The organism is Stenotrophomonas sp. STEN038, assembly GCF_056759895.1.
The window spans coordinates 107,494-128,061 of record NZ_JBRRDW010000007.1; the positions used below are offsets into that span (position 1 = coordinate 107,494).

21 protein-coding genes are annotated in these 20,568 nt (G+C 63.8%); 14 read left to right on the forward strand and 7 right to left on the reverse strand.

The window, feature by feature from the left end:
• Window positions 1-281 precede the first annotated feature (281 nt).
• The 6 genes from ACVOLS_RS04725 (at window position 282) to ACVOLS_RS04750 (ending at window position 5,021) form a co-directional block, all read left to right on the forward strand.
• The gene (locus tag ACVOLS_RS04725; protein ID WP_481544695.1) at window positions 282-755 is read left to right on the forward strand and encodes a DUF2244 domain-containing protein; all 474 of its coding nucleotides are present in this window, start codon (window positions 282-284) and stop codon (window positions 753-755) included.
• Between the two features lie 17 nt (window positions 756-772).
• Window positions 773-1,714 (forward strand): cytochrome c oxidase subunit II, encoded by a 942-nt coding sequence (gene coxB, locus ACVOLS_RS04730; protein ID WP_481544678.1) that lies wholly within the window; start codon window positions 773-775, stop codon window positions 1,712-1,714.
• Window positions 1,715-1,776: 62 nt separating this feature from the next.
• Window positions 1,777-3,387 (forward strand): cytochrome c oxidase subunit I, encoded by a 1,611-nt coding sequence (gene ctaD / locus ACVOLS_RS04735; protein ID WP_282268140.1) that lies wholly within the window; start codon window positions 1,777-1,779, stop codon window positions 3,385-3,387.
• Window positions 3,388-3,398: 11 nt separating this feature from the next.
• Window positions 3,399-3,536 carry a hypothetical protein gene (locus tag ACVOLS_RS04740; RefSeq protein ID WP_282268142.1) on the forward strand — a complete coding sequence of 46 codons (138 nt, stop codon included), beginning with the start codon at window positions 3,399-3,401 and terminating at the stop codon, window positions 3,534-3,536.
• Window positions 3,533-4,123 (forward strand): cytochrome c oxidase assembly protein, encoded by a 591-nt coding sequence (locus ACVOLS_RS04745; protein WP_303748538.1) that lies wholly within the window; start codon window positions 3,533-3,535, stop codon window positions 4,121-4,123. Before ACVOLS_RS04740 ends, ACVOLS_RS04745 begins: the two co-directional genes overlap by 4 nt.
• A 22-nt stretch (window positions 4,124-4,145) precedes the next feature.
• Window positions 4,146-5,021, forward strand: a complete 876-nt coding sequence (locus tag ACVOLS_RS04750; protein ID WP_282268145.1) for a cytochrome c oxidase subunit 3 — start codon at window positions 4,146-4,148, stop codon at window positions 5,019-5,021.
• A gap of 46 nt (window positions 5,022-5,067) precedes the next feature.
• Here the strand turns inward: ACVOLS_RS04750 and ACVOLS_RS04755 are convergent, their stop codons facing one another.
• The gene (locus tag ACVOLS_RS04755) at window positions 5,068-5,286 is read right to left on the reverse strand and encodes a twin transmembrane helix small protein (protein WP_282268147.1); all 219 of its coding nucleotides are present in this window, start codon (window positions 5,284-5,286) and stop codon (window positions 5,068-5,070) included.
• Window positions 5,287-5,343: 57 nt separating this feature from the next.
• Between ACVOLS_RS04755 and ACVOLS_RS04760 the strand changes: the two genes are divergently transcribed.
• The 4 genes from ACVOLS_RS04760 (at window position 5,344) to cyoE (ending at window position 8,989) form a co-directional block, all read left to right on the forward strand.
• Entirely contained in the window at window positions 5,344-6,078 is a 735-nt protein-coding gene (locus tag ACVOLS_RS04760; RefSeq protein WP_481544679.1) for an SURF1 family protein, read from the forward strand.
• Window positions 6,079-6,342: 264 nt separating this feature from the next.
• On the forward strand, window positions 6,343-6,918 hold the full coding sequence (locus ACVOLS_RS04765) for a hypothetical protein (RefSeq protein WP_481515035.1): 576 nt from the start codon (window positions 6,343-6,345) through the stop codon (window positions 6,916-6,918).
• A gap of 10 nt (window positions 6,919-6,928) precedes the next feature.
• Window positions 6,929-8,092, forward strand: a complete 1,164-nt coding sequence (locus ACVOLS_RS04770) for a COX15/CtaA family protein (RefSeq protein WP_481544680.1) — start codon at window positions 6,929-6,931, stop codon at window positions 8,090-8,092.
• Between the two features lie 3 nt (window positions 8,093-8,095).
• A complete protein-coding gene (cyoE, locus tag ACVOLS_RS04775) occupies window positions 8,096-8,989 on the forward strand; it encodes a heme o synthase (RefSeq protein WP_296253347.1) in 894 nt (297 codons plus the stop codon).
• 246 nt (window positions 8,990-9,235) lie between these two features.
• Here the strand turns inward: cyoE and ACVOLS_RS04780 are convergent, their stop codons facing one another.
• The 6 genes from ACVOLS_RS04780 to rpsU all read right to left on the reverse strand — a co-directional run bounded on the left by ACVOLS_RS04780 (window position 9,236) and on the right by rpsU (window position 14,755).
• Window positions 9,236-10,222, reverse strand: coding sequence for a bile acid:sodium symporter family protein (locus ACVOLS_RS04780; protein ID WP_481544681.1), 987 nt, complete (start codon window positions 10,220-10,222; stop codon window positions 9,236-9,238).
• 18 nt (window positions 10,223-10,240) lie between these two features.
• Window positions 10,241-10,732 carry a protein tyrosine phosphatase family protein gene (locus tag ACVOLS_RS04785; protein ID WP_481544682.1) on the reverse strand — a complete coding sequence of 164 codons (492 nt, stop codon included), beginning with the start codon at window positions 10,730-10,732 and terminating at the stop codon, window positions 10,241-10,243.
• 20 nt (window positions 10,733-10,752) lie between these two features.
• Window positions 10,753-12,489 (reverse strand): DNA primase, encoded by a 1,737-nt coding sequence (gene dnaG, locus ACVOLS_RS04790; RefSeq protein ID WP_481544683.1) that lies wholly within the window; start codon window positions 12,487-12,489, stop codon window positions 10,753-10,755.
• Window positions 12,490-12,730: 241 nt separating this feature from the next.
• The gene (locus ACVOLS_RS04795) at window positions 12,731-13,633 is read right to left on the reverse strand and encodes a YihY/virulence factor BrkB family protein (RefSeq protein WP_481544684.1); all 903 of its coding nucleotides are present in this window, start codon (window positions 13,631-13,633) and stop codon (window positions 12,731-12,733) included.
• A 315-nt stretch (window positions 13,634-13,948) separates the two neighbouring features.
• Complete coding sequence (locus ACVOLS_RS04800) at window positions 13,949-14,395, reverse strand: GatB/YqeY domain-containing protein (protein ID WP_481544685.1); 447 nt, start codon at window positions 14,393-14,395, stop codon at window positions 13,949-13,951.
• Between the two features lie 144 nt (window positions 14,396-14,539).
• Window positions 14,540-14,755: a 30S ribosomal protein S21 gene (rpsU, locus tag ACVOLS_RS04805; protein ID WP_002808376.1), complete on the reverse strand. Its 216-nt coding sequence runs from the start codon at window positions 14,753-14,755 to the stop codon at window positions 14,540-14,542.
• A gap of 125 nt (window positions 14,756-14,880) precedes the next feature.
• Between rpsU and tsaD the strand changes: the two genes are divergently transcribed.
• The 4 genes from tsaD to ACVOLS_RS04825 all read left to right on the forward strand — a co-directional run bounded on the left by tsaD (window position 14,881) and on the right by ACVOLS_RS04825 (window position 20,396).
• Window positions 14,881-15,912, forward strand: coding sequence for a tRNA (adenosine(37)-N6)-threonylcarbamoyltransferase complex transferase subunit TsaD (tsaD, locus tag ACVOLS_RS04810; RefSeq protein WP_481544686.1), 1,032 nt, complete (start codon window positions 14,881-14,883; stop codon window positions 15,910-15,912).
• 82 nt (window positions 15,913-15,994) lie between these two features.
• On the forward strand, window positions 15,995-16,354 hold the full coding sequence (folB, locus tag ACVOLS_RS04815; RefSeq protein WP_303749954.1) for a dihydroneopterin aldolase: 360 nt from the start codon (window positions 15,995-15,997) through the stop codon (window positions 16,352-16,354).
• A gap of 118 nt (window positions 16,355-16,472) precedes the next feature.
• Window positions 16,473-17,726 (forward strand): mechanosensitive ion channel family protein, encoded by a 1,254-nt coding sequence (locus tag ACVOLS_RS04820; RefSeq protein WP_481544687.1) that lies wholly within the window; start codon window positions 16,473-16,475, stop codon window positions 17,724-17,726.
• 495 nt (window positions 17,727-18,221) lie between these two features.
• Complete coding sequence (locus ACVOLS_RS04825) at window positions 18,222-20,396, forward strand: glycoside hydrolase family 3 N-terminal domain-containing protein (protein ID WP_481544688.1); 2,175 nt, start codon at window positions 18,222-18,224, stop codon at window positions 20,394-20,396.
• Window positions 20,397-20,568 lie beyond the last annotated feature (172 nt).

Below are 20,568 nucleotides of genomic sequence, written 5' to 3' on the forward strand. Positions count from 1 at the left end.
CAGTTGGATTCGGCCATTTTAATCTTCGGTGGCGGATTTCCTAGTCCCCTAAGAGCATCTGTTTGCGGCGCAAAAGCGCTGGCCTGTGGGCGCTTTCGCAATAATTAACGGATCAGATTCATTTGTGCTGATTCCGGCAAATAAATCGACGGCCTTGGGCGATATGGGCACAGTTTTGATGTGCACTGCAGCATTCTCGACGTTGATGAATGGAAGCTTGCCGGGCGTGTGTGGGCAGGGCTACCATCGAACTCGATTTCCGCGGTATGGACGCGGCTGCGATGATCCAGGTGCTTCGGCAAGATTCCGATGGCTCAGGGACGCAGTTGTTACTGCACCCCCCACGGGCACTCAGTGCTCGGCAGTTCGTCCAGTTGTTTGCGGCGTTGGCAGGAGTGATGGTGTTCGCGGCCGGCCTGGCTTGGCTGTCCGGCAACCGCCTGGCCCCTGTCTTCGCGTTGTTGCATGGCTTTCTGGTGGCAGCTGCACTGCGCGCATGTTGGCGAAGCAGCAATCGCCGGGAAGAGATCCGGGTAGGACCGGACTGCGTGGAAGTGATTCCCGCGGCCGGAGTTTCGCCGGTATTCCGCGCACACCCGTACTGGGTGCGGGTGGTGACCGGGAAGGAACGGGTCCTGCTGGTTTCCAGCGGCAAGTGGGTGGAAGTGGGGAGTTTCCTCGCGCCCGTGGAACGTCGGGAACTTGCGGTGACACTTGAAGGCTTGCTCGCAGCCAGCAATGGCAGCAACCGATGACGTCAAGGGTCTAGGCAATGAAGCAAAGCAGCGTGTGGGGCGCGAAGTTGAAACACGGTTTGGCAGCGGCAGCGATGATGCTGTCGGCGCAGGCAGCATGGGCGCAATCAGCCGATCCCAAGGAATGGCAACTCAACATGGGCAAGGGCGTCACCCATACCTCGCGTATGGCGTGGGACGCACACATGGTGGCGTTGTGGGTGTGTAGCGTCATCGGCGTGCTGGTGTTCGGCGCGATGGCCTACGCCATGTTCAAGTTCCGCAGGTCCAAGGGTGCGGTGGCCAAGCAGTTCAGCCACAACACCAAGGCGGAGATCATCTGGACCGTCATTCCCATCGTCATCCTGGTGGTGATGGCCTGGCCGGCCACCGCCAAGCTGATCGCCATGTACGACACCCGCGATTCCGAGATGACGGTGAAGATCACCGGCTATCAGTGGATGTGGAAGTACGAATACCTCGGTGAAGACGTGGTCTTCACCAGCCGCCTCGATCGCAAGTCCGACGAAGTGCGGCAGAGCGGCAGCGTGCCGACCATGGCCAGCGATCCGCACTACCTGCTCGACGTGGACAACCCACTGGTGCTGCCGGTGGATACCAAGGTGCGTTTCGTCATCACCTCCGACGACGTGATCCATGCGTGGTGGGTACCGGCGCTGGGCTGGAAGCAGGACGCCGTGCCGGGCTTCATCAACGAGCGCTGGACCAACATCGAAACCGAAGGCGTGTACCGCGGCCAATGCGCGGAACTGTGCGGCAAGGACCACGGCTTCATGCCAATCGTGGTCAAGGCCGTGTCCAAGGACGAGTTCAAGTCCTGGCTGGCCTCGCGCAAGCCGGCGCCTGCCGCGCCTGCAGAAGTCGTGCCTGCGCCTGTCGCCGAACCGGCACCCGCCGCGGCGCCCCAAGCAACGCAACCGGAAGCAACCCCCGCCGCACCAGCGGCGGCCGCTGCCTGATACCACTGCGTGCCGGTGCCACCGGCGCGATGCCTGAAAACGCATAACGAGGTGTAGTTGCAATGGCGAATACCGCAGTGGACCACTCCGATCACCACGGCCACCAACAGGGCTTCTTCGAGCGCTGGTTCTTCTCCACCAACCACAAGGACATCGGCACGCTGTACCTGCTTTTCAGCTTCACGATGTTCATCATCGGTGCGGCGATGAGCGTGGTGATCCGCTTGGAGCTGGCGCAACCCGGCCTGCAGTTCGTCAAGCCCGAGTTCTTCAACCAGATGACCACCGTGCATGCACTGGTGATGATCTTCGGTGGCGTGATGCCGGCCTTCGTCGGCCTCGCCAACTGGATGATCCCGCTGCAGATCGGCGCGCCCGACATGGCGCTGCCGCGCATGAACAACTGGTCGTTCTGGTTGCTGCCGGTGGCCTTCGGCATGCTGCTGGTGACCTTGTTCCTGCCCGGTGGTGCGCCGGCCGGCGGCTGGACGCTGTATCCGCCGCTGTCGCTGCAGGGTGGCTACAACGTTGCCTTCAGCGTGTTCGCCATCCACGTGGCCGGTGTCAGCTCGATCATGGGCGCGATCAACATCATCGCCACCGTGCTCAACATGCGCGCACCGGGTATCGACCTGCTGAAGATGCCGATCTTCTGCTGGACCTGGCTGATCACCGCCTTCCTGCTGATCGCGGTGATGCCGGTGCTGGCTGGCGCGGTGACCATGCTGTTGACCGACAAGTTCTTCGGTACCAGCTTCTTCAATGCCGCCGGTGGCGGTGACCCGGTTATGTTCCAGCACATCTTCTGGTTCTTCGGTCACCCCGAGGTCTACATCATGATCCTGCCGGCATTCGGCGTGGTCAGCGAGATCCTGCCGACCTTCAGCCGCAAGCCGCTGTTCGGTTACCAGGCGATGGTCTATGCGACTGCCGCCATCGCCTTCCTGTCGTTCATCGTGTGGGCCCACCACATGTTCACGGTGGGCATGCCGTTGGGTGGTGAGATCTACTTCATGTTCGCCACGATGCTGATCTCGATCCCGACCGGTGTGAAGGTGTTCAACTGGGTCAGCACGATGTGGGAGGGCTCGTTGACGTTTGAAACGCCGATGCTGTTCTCCATCGCCTTCGTCATTCTGTTCACCATCGGCGGTTTCTCCGGCCTGATGCTGGCCATCGTGCCGGCCGACTACCAGTACCACGACACCTATTTCGTGGTGGCGCACTTCCACTACGTGCTGGTGACCGGCGCGGTATTGGCGCTGATTGCCGCGGTCTACTACTGGTGGCCGAAATGGACCGGTCGCATGTACAACGAGTTCTGGGGCAAGTTCCATTTCTGGTGGACGATGGTGTTCGTCAACCTGCTGTTCTTCCCGCAGCACTTCCTCGGCCTGGCCGGCATGCCGCGACGCATCCCTGACTACAACCCGGTGTTCGCCGACTGGAACCTGATCAGCTCGATCGGTGCATTCGGCATGTTCGCCACGCCGTTCATGATGGCGGCGATCCTGCTGTCCTCGCTGCGCAACGGCAAGCGTGCAGAAGCGCGTGCCTGGGAAAGCGCCAAGGGCCTGGAGTGGACCATTCCGTCACCGGCGCCCGCGCACACCTTCACCGTGCCGCCGGTGATCAAGCCGGGCGATCTGGCGCATGACGACGTGACCCATTGAGGAGGCCGGCAATGAGCAGCAACGACCATTTCCAGGCTGAAGAGTTGGCCCTGCGCAGGCGCCGTTCGCGGCGCACCGCGCTGGTGGTCGGCCTGATCGCGGTGGCGGTCTACGTCGGCTTCATCCTGTCCGGGGTGCTGGCGAGTTGACCGCGCCGGCTCCCGCACCCAAGCCCAATGCCGGCCTTGGCCGGCTGATCGGCGTGGCGTTTGCGGTGTTCGTGTTGACCTTCTCGCTGGTGCCGCTGTACCGCATCGCCTGCGAAAAAGTATTCGGCGTGCGCCTGGAGCGTGGCGCTACCACGCATGAAGCCAATGCACATGCGACTACCGGCAAGCGCACCGTGCGGGTGGAGTTCGATGGCGGCGTGAACTCCAAGCTGCCGTGGGCCTTCCATCCGGAAAAGCTGACGATGGACGTGGTGCCGGGCGAGTTGAACGAAGCCCTGTATTACGCCCGCAATGACAGCGACCGCGCGCTGGTTGGCAGTGCGGTGCCGTCGGTGGCGCCAGCGCGTGCTTCGGGTTACTTCAACAAGACCGAATGTTTCTGCTTCACCGCGCAGACCCTGCAGGCCGGTGAGAAGCGCGACATGCCGGTACGTTTCATCGTCGACCCGGACCTGCCGGCCGACGTCAACACGATCACCTTGTCCTACACCTTCTACAAGAATGATGCGCTGACCGAACAGCTGGCCCCGGCAACTGCCGCGGCCGCTGCGCATGCAGCTCCCTGATCACGGACCCGGAAGCAACGCCATGGCCCATAACACCCCTGATCCCAACGTCTACTTCGTGCCAAGCAGCAGCAAATGGCCGTTTGTAGGATCGATCGCGATGCTGGTGATGATGGTCGGGGTAGCCAGTTGGCTCAACGACGCCAGCTGGGGCCGCGCGGCCTTCTTCATCGGCGTGGCGATGATGGTGTTCACCCTGTTCTTGTGGTTCGGTGACGTCATCCGCGAATCCGAGGGCGGCAACTACAACCGGCAGGTGGATGGCTCGTTCCGGATGGGGATGATCTGGTTCATCTTCTCCGAGGTGATGTTCTTCGCTGCTTTCTTCGGCGCGCTGTTCTACACCCGCAACATGGGCCTGCCCTGGCTCGGTGGTGAAGGCCATGGCGTACTCACCAACGAATACCTGTGGGATGGCTACTCGGCAGCGTGGCCGACCAATGGCCCGGCCGATATCGGCGGCGCCTTCCAGACCATTCCGGCCTGGGGCCTGCCACTGCTCAATACGCTGATCCTGTTGACCTCGGGCGTGACCCTGACCATTGCCCATCACGCGCTGAAGGCCGGCAACCGCAAGCAGCTGCTGATCTGGCTGGGCGCCACGGTGCTGCTGGGCTGCGTGTTCCTGTTCTTCCAGGCCGAGGAATACATCCACGCCTACAAGGAATTGAACCTCACGTTGGGATCGGGCATCTACGGTTCCACCTTCTTCATGCTGACCGGCTTCCACGGCGCGCACGTGCTGCTGGGCACCATCATGCTGATCGTGATGTGGTTCCGCGCAGCCAAGGGCCACTTCACCCGTGACAACCACTTTGGTTTTGAAGCGGCCGCGTGGTACTGGCACTTCGTCGACGTGGTGTGGCTGATGCTGTTCCTGTTTGTCTATGTGCTGTAACAAGTACCGGCAGCTGCGCTGCAATGCAGTGCGGCTGCTGCGATGTTCAACCGCCCACACCGTGCGGCTTGATCCAGCCCATGTAGATGCTCAGGGCAACCAGCAGGATCAGCACCACTGACAGCGCGATACGTCGCGTCAACGCATTGACCGTCCGTTTGGTCTGGCCGCGATCGATCATCAGGTAATAGAGGCCGGCACCAAGATTCCAGACGATGACGATCAAGAATGCGATTACCAGCAAGGTCTTCAACGAATCATTCATGCGTGGCTCGAAGGGTGGAAGGGCAGTGCTATATCACCCGCTTGGCGGCAGCTTGTCATGACGCGACAGCACACGGCGATCTTCGGCTGGGCGATGGCGGTGCTGGTGGCCGCGTTGTTCTGCGCGCTGGGCGTTTGGCAGCTGCAGCGCATGCAGCAGAAAGAGGCCTTGCTTGCGCAGTTGCCGCCGACCCGCGCGGCGGCGATAACGCTTGCCCAGGCGGCATCCACGCCGGACTCTCTGCATTGGGTAGAGGACCAGCTGCAGTTCCTGCCCGGCAGCGTGCTGCTGGACAACCAGCTGCGCGAAGGCAGAGCGGGCATCAAGGTCTACCAGCCTGCGCGCGCCGCCAACGGTGTGGTGGTACTGGTCGACCTCGGCTGGCTGCCGCTGCCCGCCGACCGCAGCTTGCCGCTGATCCGCGCGGAACAGGGCACACAAGCGCTGCAGGGCCTGTGGGCACCTGCGCCGGCAACTGGCATCGCTTTGGGCCCGGCATTGACTGCGGCCAAGCAACCACAGACCTGGTTGGCGACGCGGATCGACCTGCCGGCGATTGCCGCGCAGCTCGGCCTGGGCGGCGCCGTGCTGGCGCCGAAGGTGCTGCGACTGGATCCGGCCTTGCCGCTGGGCTATGCGCGTGACCTGGACCTGTTGCCGAATACCTTGCCGCCTTCGCGGCATCTTGGGTATGCGGTGCAGTGGTTCGCGATGGCTTTGGCGGTGTTGTTGATTGCGCTGGTGTTGCAGTTCAAGAAGCGGCGGAAGGCGGGAGTTGGGAATGCGGGGTAGGTTGGAGCTCGCTCGAAGCCAAAGCCAAAGCCCCCCTCCCCAACCCTCCCCTGCGCTGCGCGCAAGGGAGGGGGCAGATTGCCGCGCGGTCGCTCCTGCCTTTGCCGTTGAATTCCCCCCTCCCTTTCACCGAAGGTGAAGGGGAGGGCCGGGGAGGGGTGCTTTCAGCCTTTGCTCCAGCTCCAGCTCCAGTTCCAGTCCCTGTCACAGCCCCCGCTTTCGCACCCAGCCACTCCCCATAGCCAGCTCGAAAAGACCCCAGCCATGAACGCACTCACCCCCGACCAGCTCGCCACCCGCAACCGCGGTCGCCGGGTATTGCTGCTGATCTTCGCCATGTTCTTCGGCTCGATGGCGCTGGCCGGCATCCTGCGCTTCTCCGGTTGGACACCGCAGATCAACCGCCACCACGGCGAGCTGCTGCAGCCAGCGCTGGACCTGCGCAGCGAGCAGCTGTATCTGGCCAATGGCCAGGCCTACGAGTGGAACCCCGGCGAGCGCCACTGGCGCATCCTGCTGGCACCGCCGGCTGACTGTGCACCTGCCTGCGTCACTTTGTCGCAGCAATTGGACAAGGTGTGGCAGTTGTTCGGGCATAACGCGGATAATGTCGAGATATTGTGGCTGGGTACGCCGCCCGAACAGGTGGCTGCGACGCCGGCACTGAAGGTGCTGCAGCCCCAGCCTGCGTTCCGGGGCAAGCTGCCGGGGGTTGATGACCCGGCTGGAATCCCGGTGTATGTGATTGATCCCAATGGCTTTGTGGTATTCCGTTATGCGCCGGGTTTTGAACCGGGTGGATTGCGGGCTGATCTGTCCAAGCTGTTGAAACTGATGTGAGTTCCGTTCGATGAATGCCTCCGCGCGTCCGGCGCTGTACCGCAATTTCCACCGACTGGCGTGGTTCGCACTGATCATGACGGCGAGCACGATCATGTTCGGCTCGTTCGTGCGCCTGTCCGATGCCGGCCTGAGCTGCCCGGATTGGCCCACCTGCTATGGCCGTGTCACCTGGCCGCAGACGCAGATGGAAGCTGCCCAACACGTGGCCAGCGAGATCCGTCCGCTGGAAACCCACAAGGCCTGGCGCGAGCAGGTACACCGTTTCCTGGCCGGTCTGCTCGGCGTTGAAGTGCTGACGCTGGCATTGCTGGCAGCGCGTCGGCGCAAGCGCGGCATTGCCCAGATCGTCACCGCCTCGGCGCTGGTGGCCTTGGCAATTCCCTTGTATATGCGCGGCGAACACGTGGCCTCCAGCGTGCTCGCCATCGGCGGTGAAGCGATCCTGCTGCTGGCGGCGCTGCGCTGGTCCAACATCGATCTGGCGCGTGCTGCCGTACTGACCTTGGCGGTGGTGGTGTTCCAGGCCCTGCTCGGCATGTGGACGGTCACCTGGCTGCTCAAGCCGATCGTGGTGATGGGCCACCTGCTCGGCGGCATGCTGATGTTCGGCATGCTGGTGTGGATGGCGTGGAAGGCCACGCACCTGCCGATCACCCTGGCCGAGGAACCTCGCCTGCGCTGGTGGCTGCGCGGTGCGGTTGCCGTGGTCGTGCTGCAGATCGCGCTTGGCGGTTGGGTCAGCGCCAACTACGCGGCACTGGCCTGCGGCGGTGGCAGTGCCTCGCTGGACAACTTCCCGCGCTGTGTCAGCCAGTGGTGGCCGCAGCAGAATTACAGCGAAGGCTTCACCCTGTGGCGTGGCATCGGCGTGGATTACGAAGGCGGCGTGCTCGATGGCGCCTCGCGTATCGCCATCCAGATGGCGCACCGCATGTTCGCGGTATTGGTGGCGCTGTATCTGCTGGTGCTGTCGGTACGCATGTACCGACTGCCGGGCATGCGCGGCTGGGCGAGCATGCTGATCGCGTTGGTGCTGTTGCAGGTCACGCTGGGCGTGCTGAACGTCAAACTGGCATTGCCGTTGGCCGTTGCGGTGATGCACAGCGGCGGTGCGGTTGCCCTGTTGTTTGTATTGGTCACGCTGCTGGCGCGGCTGCGCGCCCCGGAGTGAATGATGCGTACAACATGGCGTGATTACTGGGACCTGACCAAGCCGAAGGTGGTGGCACTGATTGTGTTCACCGCCCTGGTCGGCATGTGCCTGGCCATTCCTGGCCTGCCAACCACCGCACAGGTGGTGACCGGTCTGCTCGGCTTCCTTGGCATCTGGCTGTCGGCCTCTGCCGCAGCGGCGATCAACCAACTGCTGGATGCGCGCATCGACGCGCAGATGGCACGTACCTCATGGCGGCCCCTGGTGGTCGGCAAGGTCTCGCCGCGGCAGGTGCTGGTGTTTGCCGGCGCGCTGACCGCGCTGTCGATGACCATCCTGGTGCTGTGGGTGAACGTGATCACCGCGGTGCTGACCTTCGCCTCGCTGATTGGTTATGCGGTGATCTACACCGTCTACCTGAAGCGCGCGACCTCGCAGAACATCGTCATCGGTGGCTTGGCGGGTGCAACGCCGCCGCTGCTGGGCTGGGCGGCGATCACCGGCATGCAGGGCAGCTCGGATTGGGCCTACGCCTCGTTGCTGGTGCTGATCATCTTCATCTGGACTCCGCCGCACTTCTGGGCGCTGGCGATCTTCCGCCGCGTTGACTACGCCAAGGCCGAGATCCCGATGCTGCCGGTGACCCACGGCGTGCCGCATACGCGCAAGCAGATCCTGGCGTACTCGGTGGTGCTGGCGGTGGTGACGCTGCTGCCGGTGGCCATCGACATGAGTGGCATGTTCTACCTGGGTGGGGCAACGGTGTTGAACATCGTGTTCCTCTGGTACGCATGGAAGATGCAGAACCCGCCGGACGAGATGTTCAACATGAAGATGTTCGGCTATTCCATCGTGTACCTGATGGCGCTGTTCGCCTTCCTGCTGGTCGACCACTGGCTATTGCCCTGGTTGTGATCGAGCAATGAAAAGGCCGGCATTCGCCGGCCTTTTTTTTGTAGGAGCGGCGTAAGCCGCGAAGCTGATGGTCGTTCCGGTTGCGGGAGAAACTGCAATCACGGAATGTTTGATTGCAGTGCGCGCTGCTATTGGATGCATTGGTGGCTTCGCGGCTCACACCGCTCCTACAACAACCGCAGGCCTGCATGATCACGGGCAACGCCCCTGCCGAGCATGGCTCGGCACTACCAACTTCGGTGTCGATTATTGCTGGGTTGCTCCAGCATTCTGCTTCGCATACCGCTGCGCCACCATCGAGCAGACGATCAGCTGGATCTGGTGGTAGATCATGATCGGCAGCACAATCGCGCCTAGGCTGCCGCCAGCAAACAGGACCTTGGCGATCGGCACGCCGGTAGCCAGGCTCTTCTTGGAGCCGCAGAACATGATGGTGATCTGGTCGGCGCGGTTGAAACCCAGTCGTCGTGCCAGCCAGGTGATGCCGGGCATGGCGATGGCCAACAACACAATCGCAACCAGCGCAGCAGCCAGCAAGGACAGCGGCGGGGTCTTGCTCCACAGGCCTTCACTCACCGATTCACCAAAGGCGGCATACACCACCAGCAGCACTGTGCCCTGGTCGGTGTAACGCAGCAGGCCGCGGCGCTTCTCGATCCAGCCACCAATCCACGGCCGCAGCAGGTGACCGAGCACGAATGGCACCAGCAGCTGCAGCATGATCGCGCCGACGGCATGCAGCGGGTTGGCCATGCCGCCTTGTGAACCTGCCAACACGGTCATCAGCAGCGGGGTCAGGAACACGCCGAGGATGCTGGACAGCGAAGCGGCACACACGGCTGCAGGCACGTTGCCACCGGCAATCGAAGTGAAGGCAATCGAGGACTGTACGGTCGAGGGCAGGGCACACAGGAACAGCACGCCGATGTAGAGCTCAGGTGTCAGCGCCCAGCCGGCCAGAGGCTTCATCGCCAATCCCAATAGCGGGAACAGCACGAAGGTGCAGGCGAGGATGGTGATATGCAGGCGCCAGTGCAGTAGCCCGGCGACGATGGATTCACGCGGCAGGCGCGCGCCGTGCAGGAAGAACAGCGCGGCGATGGCGATATCGGTGAAGTGGTCGAAGCCCTTGGCGGCGGCGCCGGTAAGCGGCAACACGCTGGCCAGGACGACAGTGGCGAGCAGGGCGAGGGTGAAGTTGTCCGGTCGCAGTCGCGACCACCAGCGGGTCATGTCGGCAATGCCTCCTGATCAGGGTATGGGTGTTTCCAACGCAGCGCGTGCAGCGGGCTCGAGTGACGTCATGCCGGCGTCACGGCCGAACGTGAGGGCGTCGTCCACCGACGCGCCATTGATACGTGCGTCGATCAACGACAGCAGTGCACCAGCGCGGTTGGAGGAGGCGCAATGCAGCAGGGTCTTGCCGCCGTCCTGCTTTAGCAGTCGGTCCAGCGTGCGCGCATTGGCTACGGTGATGTCGCCGGCACCGGCGATCGGCAGGCGCACATAGCGCAGGCCGAGTTGTTCGGCCAAGGCGGCCTCGTCGTAGCCGCGATCTTCATCGGCGCGACGCAGATCGATGACGGTGGTGACGCCATTGGCAGCGGCCTCGCGCAGCTGCTGCGCGCTGGGCTGGCCGGCGGTGATCAGATCGGGACGCGGCTGACGCAGTGTTGCATCGCCAGCGAAGGCGTTGGCGGCGAGCAGCAGTGAGAGGAGCAGTGACAGGCGATAGATGTACATGCAGTGCTCCGTTGCAGATGTCAGAGACGCAGGCTGGCGCGGGCCTTGAGCAGCTCGCGCAGTTCGTATTTGTCGGTGTCGTCCAGACCTTGCTGGCGTTGCTTGGCCTGCAGTTCGTCCAGACGCTGGGTCAGCAGTTGCTTCTCCAGCTGCAGCACGGCGTCCTGCAGTTCCTGTGCCCACATCGCTTCATCGCCGGGCAGGGCCTGCGCGGCCAGCTTGTGCAATGCGGCCTGTTCTTCGCGCTCGTTGAAGTGCTCGAGCAGGGCGCCGGTGCTGATGTCCGGGCGCTGCTGCACCAGGTTCAACAACTCGACCAGCAGCTCGATGCCGGGCAGGCGCAGGCCGCCGATGGCGTGGTGACCTTCCAGGCTCATCGCCAGCGAAGGCTGCTGCAACAGGATGGCAATGGCCGCACGCACCAGGCTGCGCTTCTGCGCAGGCACGGCGTTGCTGCGCATTGGTGGCCGCGCTGCAGGGGCTGCGGCGGCGCTAGGGCTGCCGATACCGGTCAGGCGCGCCAGCTCCTGCTTCATCAGGTCGCCGAAAGCGCCATCGGGAATCTGCGCCAGCATTGGTTTTGCGCGCTCGGCCAGACGTGCCTTGCCGTCCAGCGTGCCGAGGTTGATCTCGCGGCTGAGCTCGTCGAAGAAGAACTGCGACAGCGGCGTGCCCTGCTTGAGTCGCGCATCGAAGGCATCGGCACCTTCCTTGCGCACGATGGTGTCCGGGTCCTCGCCATCTGGCAGGAACAGGAAGAAGGCCTGGCGGCCATCCTTCATGCGCGGCAGCACCGACTCCAGTGCGCGCCAACCGGCGCGGCGACCGGCGGCATCACCGTCGAAGCAGAAGTACACATCCGGTGCGTTGCGGAACAGCAGCTCGGCATGGTCGGGCGTGGTCGCCGTGCCCAGCGTCGCCACCGCCTGGGTGACGCCGAACTGGAACAGGCTGACCACGTCCATATAGCCTTCAACCACGATCAGGCGTTCGATCTTCTGGTTGGCCTGACGTACCTGCCACAGGCCGTACAGTTCGCGGCCCTTGTGGAACAGTGCGGTTTCCGGCGAGTTGAGGTACTTGGGGCCGTCGTCCTTCTCCATCACGCGGCCGCCGAAGGCGATGACGCGGCCACGGCGGTCGAAGATCGGGAACATCACCCGGTCGCGGAACTTGTCGTAGACGTGGCCGCGGTCGTTCTTGGAGAACAGGCCGACGCGTTCGAGCAGCTTCATGCGCCGCTCGTCCTTGCCCAGCGCGTCCTTCAGCGCGCTATAGCCATCCGGCGCATAGCCGATGGAGAAGCGTGCGCGGGTATCGGCATCGACGCCACGGCCATCGAGGTAGGCGCGGGCCTTGTCGTTGCCCTCCAGCTGCTTCTGGAAGAAGCGGGTGGCGGCATCCAGCGCCGAATACTGGTCGCGGCTGTCGTCCTGCTGTTGTGGCGTGCGCGCATTGGTTTCGCGCGGGATCTCCATGCCCACGCGCTTGGCCAGTTCATCCACCGCATCGAGGAACTCGAGGCGGTCGTAATTCATCAGGAAGCTGATCGCCGTGCCATGCGCGCCACAGCCGAAGCAGTGATAGAACTGCTTGGTCGGCGAGACCGTGAACGAAGCCGAGCGCTCGTCATGGAACGGGCAGCGCGACGCGTATTCCTTGCCCTGGCGCTTGAGCGGCACACGTGAGCCCACCACTTCGACGATGTCGGTGCGGGCCAGCAGGTCGTCAATGAACGCGTCGGGAAGTCGGGCCATGCGGCAAATCGATAGCGCCGCCGGTTGGCGGAGCGCGATGAAAGGGGGGAAGGGGAGTGTACTAGGCTGGGCTGGTGCTGGCTGGCTGTTGGGCTTGATGGTTTTCAGTCAAAGGCCTGAAGCTACCCCTCCCCAACCCTCCCCTTGCCTTCGGCAAAGGGAGGGAGTGGCTTCTGTCCCTCCCTTTCGCGTAGCGAAGGGGAGGGCTGGGGAGGGGTGCTTTTTGCTTCTGCTCTTGCCGTCAGTCCAAAGCCCCAACATCAACCTCAGGCTCAGCCGCCACCTTCCGCCGCGCATACGCCCGCTCGTCGATCACCGCGGTGATCAGCGCGCCACCAAAGAACACGACGCTGGCGTAGTAGATCCACACCAGCATGATCACCAGCGTTCCCATCGAGCCGTAGGCGCTGCCCGGCGCGGCGTTGGCGATGTACAGGCCGATTGCATAGCGGCCCAGAGTGAACAGCACTGCGGTGATCACGCCGCCGAGGAAGGCCTGTCGCCAGTCCACCGGCCGGTCCGGCAGGTAGTGGTAGAGGAAGGCAAAGCCCAGTGCGTACAGCAGCAGGGTGGTGATGTACCCAACCGCCGGCAGGGCGGAAGGCAGATGCGAGAAGATCACCTGCAGCGCGGTGGTGGCCACCATCGACACGATCAGCAGGAAGCCCAGCGCCAGCACCACGCCGGCCGAGAACACCCGCTTCTTCAACCAGCCGAAGATGCCTTCGAAGCGCTTGGAATCGGTACGAAAGATCAGGTTCAGTGCCGCCTGCAGCTGGGCGAACACCACCGTGGCACCGATGAACAGCAGCACCAGGCTCCAGATGCCGGCGAACGAACCCAGGTCCGGTTGCTCGCTGGCATTGGTGATCACCGTGCGTGCCACCTCGGCCACGCTGGGGCCGGCCAGCGAGCCGATCTGGTCGATAAGTGTCTGTTGCGCTGGTGGGTACAGTGAGGCGGTCAGCCACAGCAGCAGGACCAGCAGGGGCGCCAGCGACAGCAAGGTGTAGAAGGCCAGCGATGCCGCCTGGGTCATCACGTCGGTTTCGACGAAGCGGCGCACCAAGGCAGCCGGCAGGCTTTGCTGGAGCATCTCCAGCCGGGATTTGAGCGAATGCAGGGTGGGGCGGGGTGCAGGCATCAGATGGATCGCGTGAAGGCAGGGCTCTGTTCTAGCAAAGCCGGTCTTCGGGGCGGGTGAATGGGGTGGTCCTCGGCGGCCAAATCGGCACACACCCGTAGTGCCGAGCCATGCTCGGCAGGGGCTTTCCCGGCAATGCACGGAAATGTAGGAGCGGCGTCAGCCGCGAAGCCACAGATTCATCAGATTGCAGGCCGGTCGGTGATTCCAGCGTTGCCGGCTTCGCCGCTTATGCCGCTCCCACAAATGGCGGAAGGGCAGAAACAGCAAGGCCCGCACGTGGCGGGCCTTGTCGCACAACCTTGGCAGCTGAAATCAGCCAGCCAGAGCCTGCTTGACCAGCTTGGACACCAGGCCCATGTCGGCCTGGCCAGCCAGCTTCGGCTTGAGCGCGCCCATCAGCTTGCCGATGTCGGCAGCGCTGCTGGCGCCGGTCTCGGCCTTGGCGGCGTCAATCGCAGCCTGGATCTCGGCTTCGCCCATCTTGGCCGGCACATAGCGCTCGATCACGACGATTTCGTCGCGCTCGATCACGGCCAGGTCTTCACGGTTGGCGGCTTCGAACTGGGTGACCGAGTCCTTGCGCTGCTTGACCATCTTGTCCAGCACGGCGATCACGTCGGCGTCGGTCAGCTCGATGCGCTCGTCCACTTCGCGCTGCTTGATGGCGGCATTGATCAGGCGGATCACGCCCAGCGAGTGCTTGTCGCCGCTCTTCATGGCGGCCTTCATGTCTTCGGTCAGCTGTTGCTTCAGGCTCATGGAGCACCTCTTTGGGTCGGGAATACGGGGAGGAGACGTCAACATTGCTGGCGTCTGGAACGCAAAAAGCCGGCTACGCTTGCGCGTGCCGGCTTTCACCCCAGTACGGAAGGCCAGAGCCCCCCGTTCAGGAGTTGCGTACGATCAGTACAGGCGCTGACGCTTGGTGACGTCGCGCGAGGAACGACGCAGCTGGCGCTTCACGGCTGCAGCAGCCTTGCGCTTGCGTTCCTGGGTCGGCTTTTCGTAAAACTCGCGCTTGCGGGTTTCGGCCAGCACACCGGCCTTTTCGCAAGTGCGCTTGAAGCGGCGAAGAGCAAACTCAAAGGGCTCGTTCTCGCGGACTTTAACGCTGGGCATGGAATCTCCGGGGACTCTGTAGAAAACCGGGACACACCCGGTGAGCCGCGCATTATAGTCCCTTTGCGCGGACGTGCAACCCCCGGGATTTGGCGGGGGCCTCAGAGAGGTCCACAATACGCCTTATGAAAGTTCTCGGCATTGAATCATCCTGCGATGAGACGGGCGTAGCCGTCTACGACACCTCACTTTCCGGGGCGGCAGCGCTGCGTGCGCATGCCGTCTACAGCCAGATCGCGCTGCACGCCGAATACGGCGGCGTGGTGCCGGAACTGGCCAGCCGCGACCACGTGCGCAAGACCTTGCCGCTGATCCGGCAGACCCTGGACGAGGCCGGCATCGCCATCTCCGAGATCGAGGGCGTGGCCTATACCGCCGGCCCCGGCCTGGTCGGGGCGCTGCTGGTCGGCGCCGGTGTGGCCCGTTCGCTGGCCTGGGGCCTGGATGTGCCCGCCATCGGCGTACACCATATGGAAGGCCATCTGCTGGCCCCGCTGATGGAAGACGACCCGCCGGAAGCGCCGTTCGTGGCCTTGCTGGTCTCGGGCGGCCACACCCAGCTGATCGCGGTGGACGCCATCGGCAAATACCGCCTGCTCGGCGAGACTCTCGACGATGCCGCCGGTGAGGCCTTCGACAAGACCGCCAAGATGATGGGCCTGCCGTATCCGGGCGGCCCGCAGCTGGCCACGCTGGCCGAGATCGGTACCCCGGGGCGCTACAAGTTCACCCGGCCGATGACCGACCGGCCGGGGCTGGATTTCAGTTTCTCCGGCTTGAAGACCCAGGTGCTGATGGCCTGGCGCGACAGCGACCAGAGCGAGCAGACCCGCGCCGACATCGCCCGCGGCTTCGAGGATGCGGTGGTCGACACGCTGGTGATCAAGTGTGGCCGCGCGCTGGATGCGGCCGGTTGCGACGTATTGGTGGTGGCCGGTGGTGTTGGCGCCAACAAGCGCCTGCGCGCCAAGCTGCAGGACGATGCCCAGCGCCGCGGCGGCCGGGTCTGCTTCCCGCGCCCGGCACTGTGCACCGACAACGGCGCGATGATTGCCTTCGCCGGTGCCCTGCGCCTGCAGGCCGGCCAGCACGGCCCGGCCGAGATCAAGGTGACGCCGCGTTGGGACATGGCCTTGCTGCCGCCGTTGCAGGGCTGACAAGCAGGCCTGCCGTGCCCGTCCACGGCAGGCTCAGTCTGCTGCCGTTACCATGTCGTATTCATCCAATACGACAGATGCAATGGACAAGGTATTCATCGAAGGGCTCGAGATCGACGCCCTGATCGGCATCTACGACTGGGAACGGCGCATCCGCCAGACCCTGGTGTTCGATCTTGAAATGGGCTTCGACAACCGCAAGCCCGCCGCCAGCGACGACATCGTCGACACGCTGAACTACAAGGCCGTCAGCAAGCGCCTGATGGAATTCGTGCGCGCTTCTGATTTTGGCCTGGTGGAAACGCTGGCCGAGCGCTGCGCGCAGATCGTGCTGGACGAATTCAACGTGCAATGGCTGCGATTGAAGCTGAGCAAGCCCGGCGCGGTGCGCGGTGCGCGTGCGGTTGGCGTGATCATCGAGCGTAGCCGCGCCGAGGCTTGAACCTGCTGCAATCAGGCTGCGCACCTTCGCGGTGTGCGGCTTGGGTTTTCTCCTGTCCGCTGGATTTCTGCAGCCGGGCAGGGCGTTTCTGCAACACAGTTGAAAGGAAGAGTGCGCGATGGCGGTAATGGGAATTCGTTGGTTGGATCAGCTGGAGAACCTGCTGGCGCCGTATCCGATGGCCTACCCGGCAGTGGTATTGGCGGGCCTGCTGTTGGTGGCATGGCTGGCCAACTTCTTCACCAAGCGCATTTTGCTGCGCGGCCTGCGTTCGATGATCGAGCGCTTCTCCGGCCCCAATCACAACGCCAAGCAGCCGCTGCGGGTGATCGCGCGGCTGTCCAACATCGTGCCGTCGGTGGTGCTTGCCGCTGGCTTGAGCATCGTGCCGGAGCTGCCGCCGGGTCTGGTGACGGGTTTGAAGGCGCTGTGTCATGCGTGGACGGTGCTGACCATCGCGATGGCGGTGTCGCACGCGCTGGATGCCTTCAACGATTTCTATGAACGCCGCGCCGATGCGCGCAACAAGCCGATCAAGGGCTATCTGCAGGTCATCAAGATCGTGGTGTTCGTGTTTGCCGGCCTGTCGATCGTGGCGATCCTGGTTGGCGTGGAACTGCTGCATCTGGTCACCGGTCTGGGCGCGGCCACGGCGGTGTTCATGCTGATCTTCCAGGACACCATCCTGTCGCTGGTGGCCAGCGTGCAGATCAGCGGCGATGGCCGCGTGCGCATCGGCGACTGGATCGAGATGCCCAGCCAGAACGCCGATGGCGATGTGATCGACATCGCGCTGCACACCGTCACCGTGCAGAACTGGGACAAGACCGTTACCACCATTCCGACCAAGAAGCTGGTCACCGAGTCGTTCAAGAACTGGCGTGGCATGCAGGAATCAGGCGGGCGCCGGATCAAACGCTCGATCTACCTGGACCAGCACAGCGTGCGCTTCCTCGATGCGGGCGGATTGGAGCGGTTGGGGCAGATCGCGCTGTTGGATGATTATCTGGCGGGCAAGCAGCAGGAACTACAGCAGTGGAATGCGCAGGTGGCGCAGGCGCATCCGGAGCCGGTCAACTCGCGTCGGCTGACCAATCTGGGCACGTTCCGCGCTTATGTGGAGCTGTATCTGCGGCATAACCCGGGCATCCACCAGGACATGACCCTGCTGGTGCGGCAGATGGCGCCGACCCCGCAGGGCTTGCCGCTGGAGATCTACTGCTTCACTTCCTCGACCGCCTGGGCCAAGTACGAGGCCATCCAGTCGGACATGTTCGATCACCTGCTGGCGATGCTGCCGGAGTTCGGCTTGCACGTATTCCAGGAATCCAGCGATGCGATGCTGATGACCGCCCGCGAGCAGCGCAGCTGACGCACTGTAGTGCCGAGCCATGCTCGGCAGGGGCTTTCCCAGCGAAACGCTGCCCTCACCCCAACCCCCGCTCCGCGCCCCGGCCCTTGCGCTGGCGCAAGGTCGTTCGAATGGCTGCGAACCTTTGGTTCGCAAGCAGCCCTTCTCACCCCGCAAGCGGGAGAGGGGCTTTGAGCAAAAGCTGGGCTCTGTAGTGCCGAGCCATGCTCGGCAGGGGCTTTCCCAGCGAAACGCTGCCCTCACCCCAACCCCTCTCCCGCTTGCGGGAGAGGGGCTTTGAGCAGGAGCTGGGCTCTGTAGTGCCGAGCCATGCTCGGCAGGGGCTTTCCCCGCGAAACGCTGCCCTCACCCCAACTCCTCTCCCGCGCGCGGGAGAGGGGCCAAAGCTGCAATGCCGAGCATGGCTCGGCACTACCGATGCAGCCATGCGGTAAACGCTTCACGCTTGTGGCGCTAGAATCACCCGCTTGAAATCGTTTACATGAAGGACTGCCGGTGGCCCCCGACCGCATTGAATCCCTGATCGCCCGCATGACCGTCGACGAGAAGGTCGGCCAGCTCAGCGTATTTGCCGACATGGTCCGGCCGTTCGCCCCGGACGTGAACCCGGAGGCCAATGTGCGCAATGCCGAGCAGGTGCTGGAACAGGTGCGCTCCGGCCGGGTCGGCTCGCTGTTCAATGGTGTCGGTGCCGAGCTGGGCCGGCGCATCCAGCAGGTGGCGCTGGAAGAAAGCCGCCTGGGCATTCCGGTCATCCTCGCCTCCGACGTGATCCACGGCATGCGTACCGTTTTCCCGATTCCGCTGGGTGAAGCTGCCAGCTTCGAACCGGACCTGGCCTGCCGCACTGCCCGCGCCACCGCCATCGAAGCGACTGCCGCCGGCATCCACTGGACCTATGCGCCGGCGGTGGATATCGCCCGCGACCAACGCTGGGGACGCGGTGCCGAAGGGGCGGGCGAAGACGTGGTGCTGGGCTGCGAGTTCGCTTCTGCCCGCGTGCGTGGCTTCCAGGGCGATGACCTGACCGCCGCCGATTCGCTGCTTGCCACGCCCAAGCACTTCGCCGCCTACGGTGCGGTTGCCGCAGGCATGGAATACGCGCAGGTGGATATCTCGCCGCAGACCCTGCGCGATGTGCACCTGCCGCCATTCAAAGCGGCGTTGGATGCCGGCGCGCTGTCGCTGATGAGTGCCTTCAACGACATCAACGGCGTGCCGGCCAGCGCCAACCGCGCGCTGCTGACTGATCTGCTGCGCAAGGAATGGAAGTTCGAGGGCGTGGTGGTTTCCGACTACACCGCCGACATGGAACTGATCGCCCACGGCTATGCCGCCGATGAAGTGGATGCCACCCGCAAGGCGTTCCTGGCCGGGCTGGACCTCAGCATGCAGAGCGGTTTCTACGACCAGCATCTGGCAGGTCTGGTGCACGCAGGTGAAGTGCCGATGGCGGTGCTGGACGAATCGGTACGCCGCATCCTGCGTCTGAAGGATGCCATCGGTCTGTTCGATAATCCTTACCGTTCGCTGGACCCGGCACGCGAAGCCGATCAATCGCATATCGCCGAACACGATGCATTGGCACGCGACACCGCGCGCCGCTCGGTGGTGCTGCTGAAGAACGAGGGCGATCTGCTGCCGTTGAAGAAGCAGGGCCAGAAGATTGCGTTGATCGGCCCCTTCGTGCAGGACCGCGACAACATCGAAGGGTGCTGGACCTTGTTTGGCGACAAGTCGCGCTACGTCACGCTGGAAAGCGGCGTTCGCGCTGCCCTTGGCGACGCTGCCGCGCTGGAAATCGTGGCCGGTTGCGACATGGAAGCAGCACTGGAAGGTGGCATCGAAGCCGCGGTCGCCGCCGCACAGCGTGCCGACGTAGTGGTACTGGCTGTGGGCGAACCGCAGCGCTATAGCGGTGAAGCGCAATCGCGGGTGGAGATCACCTTGCCGCCTGCGCAGCAGGCGTTGGCCGAAGCCGTTGCCGCCACCGGCACGCCGCTGGTGGTGTTGCTGCGCAATGGTCGCGCGCTGGCCTTGCAAGGCGCGGTGCGAGATGCACAGGCCATCGCTGTCACTTGGTATCTGGGTACGCAGAATGGCCATGCCGTCGCGGACATTCTGTTCGGCGATTACAGCCCCTCGGCGCGCCTGCCGGTAAGCTTTCCGCATGCCTCGGGCCAGCAGCCGTACTTCTACAGTCACCCGCGCAGCGGCCGCCCGGAGCTGCCAACCATGTCGGAGTTCAAGTCGCGCTGGCGCGAGTTCCCGAACACGGCGCTGTATGCATTCGGCCATGGCATCGGCTATGCGCGCTTTGAATATGAAACGCCACGCCTGAGCACGCCGCAGTTGGATTGGGATGGCGCGCTGGTGATCCGTACCAACGTCCGCAACACCAGTACGGTGGCGGGTGAGGAAGTGGTGCAGTTGTACGTGCACGACCGCGTCGCCAGCCGGGTACGCCCTGTGCGCGAGTTGAAGGCGTTCCAGAAGGTTGCTGTAGCGGCAGGCGCATCGGTGGAGGTGGAGTTCCGTCTGGACCGCCAGCAGCTCGCTTTCACCGGCGTGGAAGGTGACTACCGAGCAGAGCCTGGTCTGTTCGATGTGTGGGTATGCGCTTCGTCGGTGAGCGGCGAAGCGGTGAGCTTTGAGCTGCTGGGCCCCTGATTGCTCCCTCCCTTTGCCGCAGGCAAGGGGAGGGCTGGGGAGGGGTATGCTGTGCTTCATGTAGTGCCGGGCCCCAGACCGCCAGCGGGGTGGGCGGCTTGGGAACGCACGCCGCAGGCCGGGCCCAGACCGCCGGCTGGTGGGATTTGTAGTGCTGTTTGGGTGGGCACGT

Coding starts and splice junctions, on each gene's coding strand:
- ACVOLS_RS04770 (WP_481544680.1), top strand. CDS start 6,929: ATGAATGCCTCCGCGCGTCCGGCGCTGTACCGCAATTTCCACCGACTG.
- ACVOLS_RS04750 (WP_282268145.1), top strand. CDS start 4,146: ATGGCCCATAACACCCCTGATCCCAACGTCTACTTCGTGCCAAGCAGC.
- ACVOLS_RS04755 (WP_282268147.1), bottom strand. CDS start 5,286: ATGAATGATTCGTTGAAGACCTTGCTGGTAATCGCATTCTTGATCGTC.
- folB (WP_303749954.1), top strand. CDS start 15,995: ATGGACAAGGTATTCATCGAAGGGCTCGAGATCGACGCCCTGATCGGC.
- ACVOLS_RS04760 (WP_481544679.1), top strand. CDS start 5,344: ATGACGCGACAGCACACGGCGATCTTCGGCTGGGCGATGGCGGTGCTG.
- coxB (WP_481544678.1), top strand. CDS start 773: ATGAAGCAAAGCAGCGTGTGGGGCGCGAAGTTGAAACACGGTTTGGCA.
- cyoE (WP_296253347.1), top strand. CDS start 8,096: ATGCGTACAACATGGCGTGATTACTGGGACCTGACCAAGCCGAAGGTG.
- ACVOLS_RS04795 (WP_481544684.1), bottom strand. CDS start 13,633: ATGCCTGCACCCCGCCCCACCCTGCATTCGCTCAAATCCCGGCTGGAG.
- ACVOLS_RS04785 (WP_481544682.1), bottom strand. CDS start 10,732: ATGTACATCTATCGCCTGTCACTGCTCCTCTCACTGCTGCTCGCCGCC.
- ACVOLS_RS04740 (WP_282268142.1), top strand. CDS start 3,399: ATGAGCAGCAACGACCATTTCCAGGCTGAAGAGTTGGCCCTGCGCAGG.
- dnaG (WP_481544683.1), bottom strand. CDS start 12,489: ATGGCCCGACTTCCCGACGCGTTCATTGACGACCTGCTGGCCCGCACC.
- rpsU (WP_002808376.1), bottom strand. CDS start 14,755: ATGCCCAGCGTTAAAGTCCGCGAGAACGAGCCCTTTGAGTTTGCTCTT.
- ACVOLS_RS04820 (WP_481544687.1), top strand. CDS start 16,473: ATGGCGGTAATGGGAATTCGTTGGTTGGATCAGCTGGAGAACCTGCTG.
- ACVOLS_RS04780 (WP_481544681.1), bottom strand. CDS start 10,222: ATGACCCGCTGGTGGTCGCGACTGCGACCGGACAACTTCACCCTCGCC.
- ACVOLS_RS04800 (WP_481544685.1), bottom strand. CDS start 14,395: ATGAGCCTGAAGCAACAGCTGACCGAAGACATGAAGGCCGCCATGAAG.
- ctaD (WP_282268140.1), top strand. CDS start 1,777: ATGGCGAATACCGCAGTGGACCACTCCGATCACCACGGCCACCAACAG.
- ACVOLS_RS04725 (WP_481544695.1), top strand. CDS start 282: ATGATCCAGGTGCTTCGGCAAGATTCCGATGGCTCAGGGACGCAGTTG.
- ACVOLS_RS04765 (WP_481515035.1), top strand. CDS start 6,343: ATGAACGCACTCACCCCCGACCAGCTCGCCACCCGCAACCGCGGTCGC.
- tsaD (WP_481544686.1), top strand. CDS start 14,881: ATGAAAGTTCTCGGCATTGAATCATCCTGCGATGAGACGGGCGTAGCC.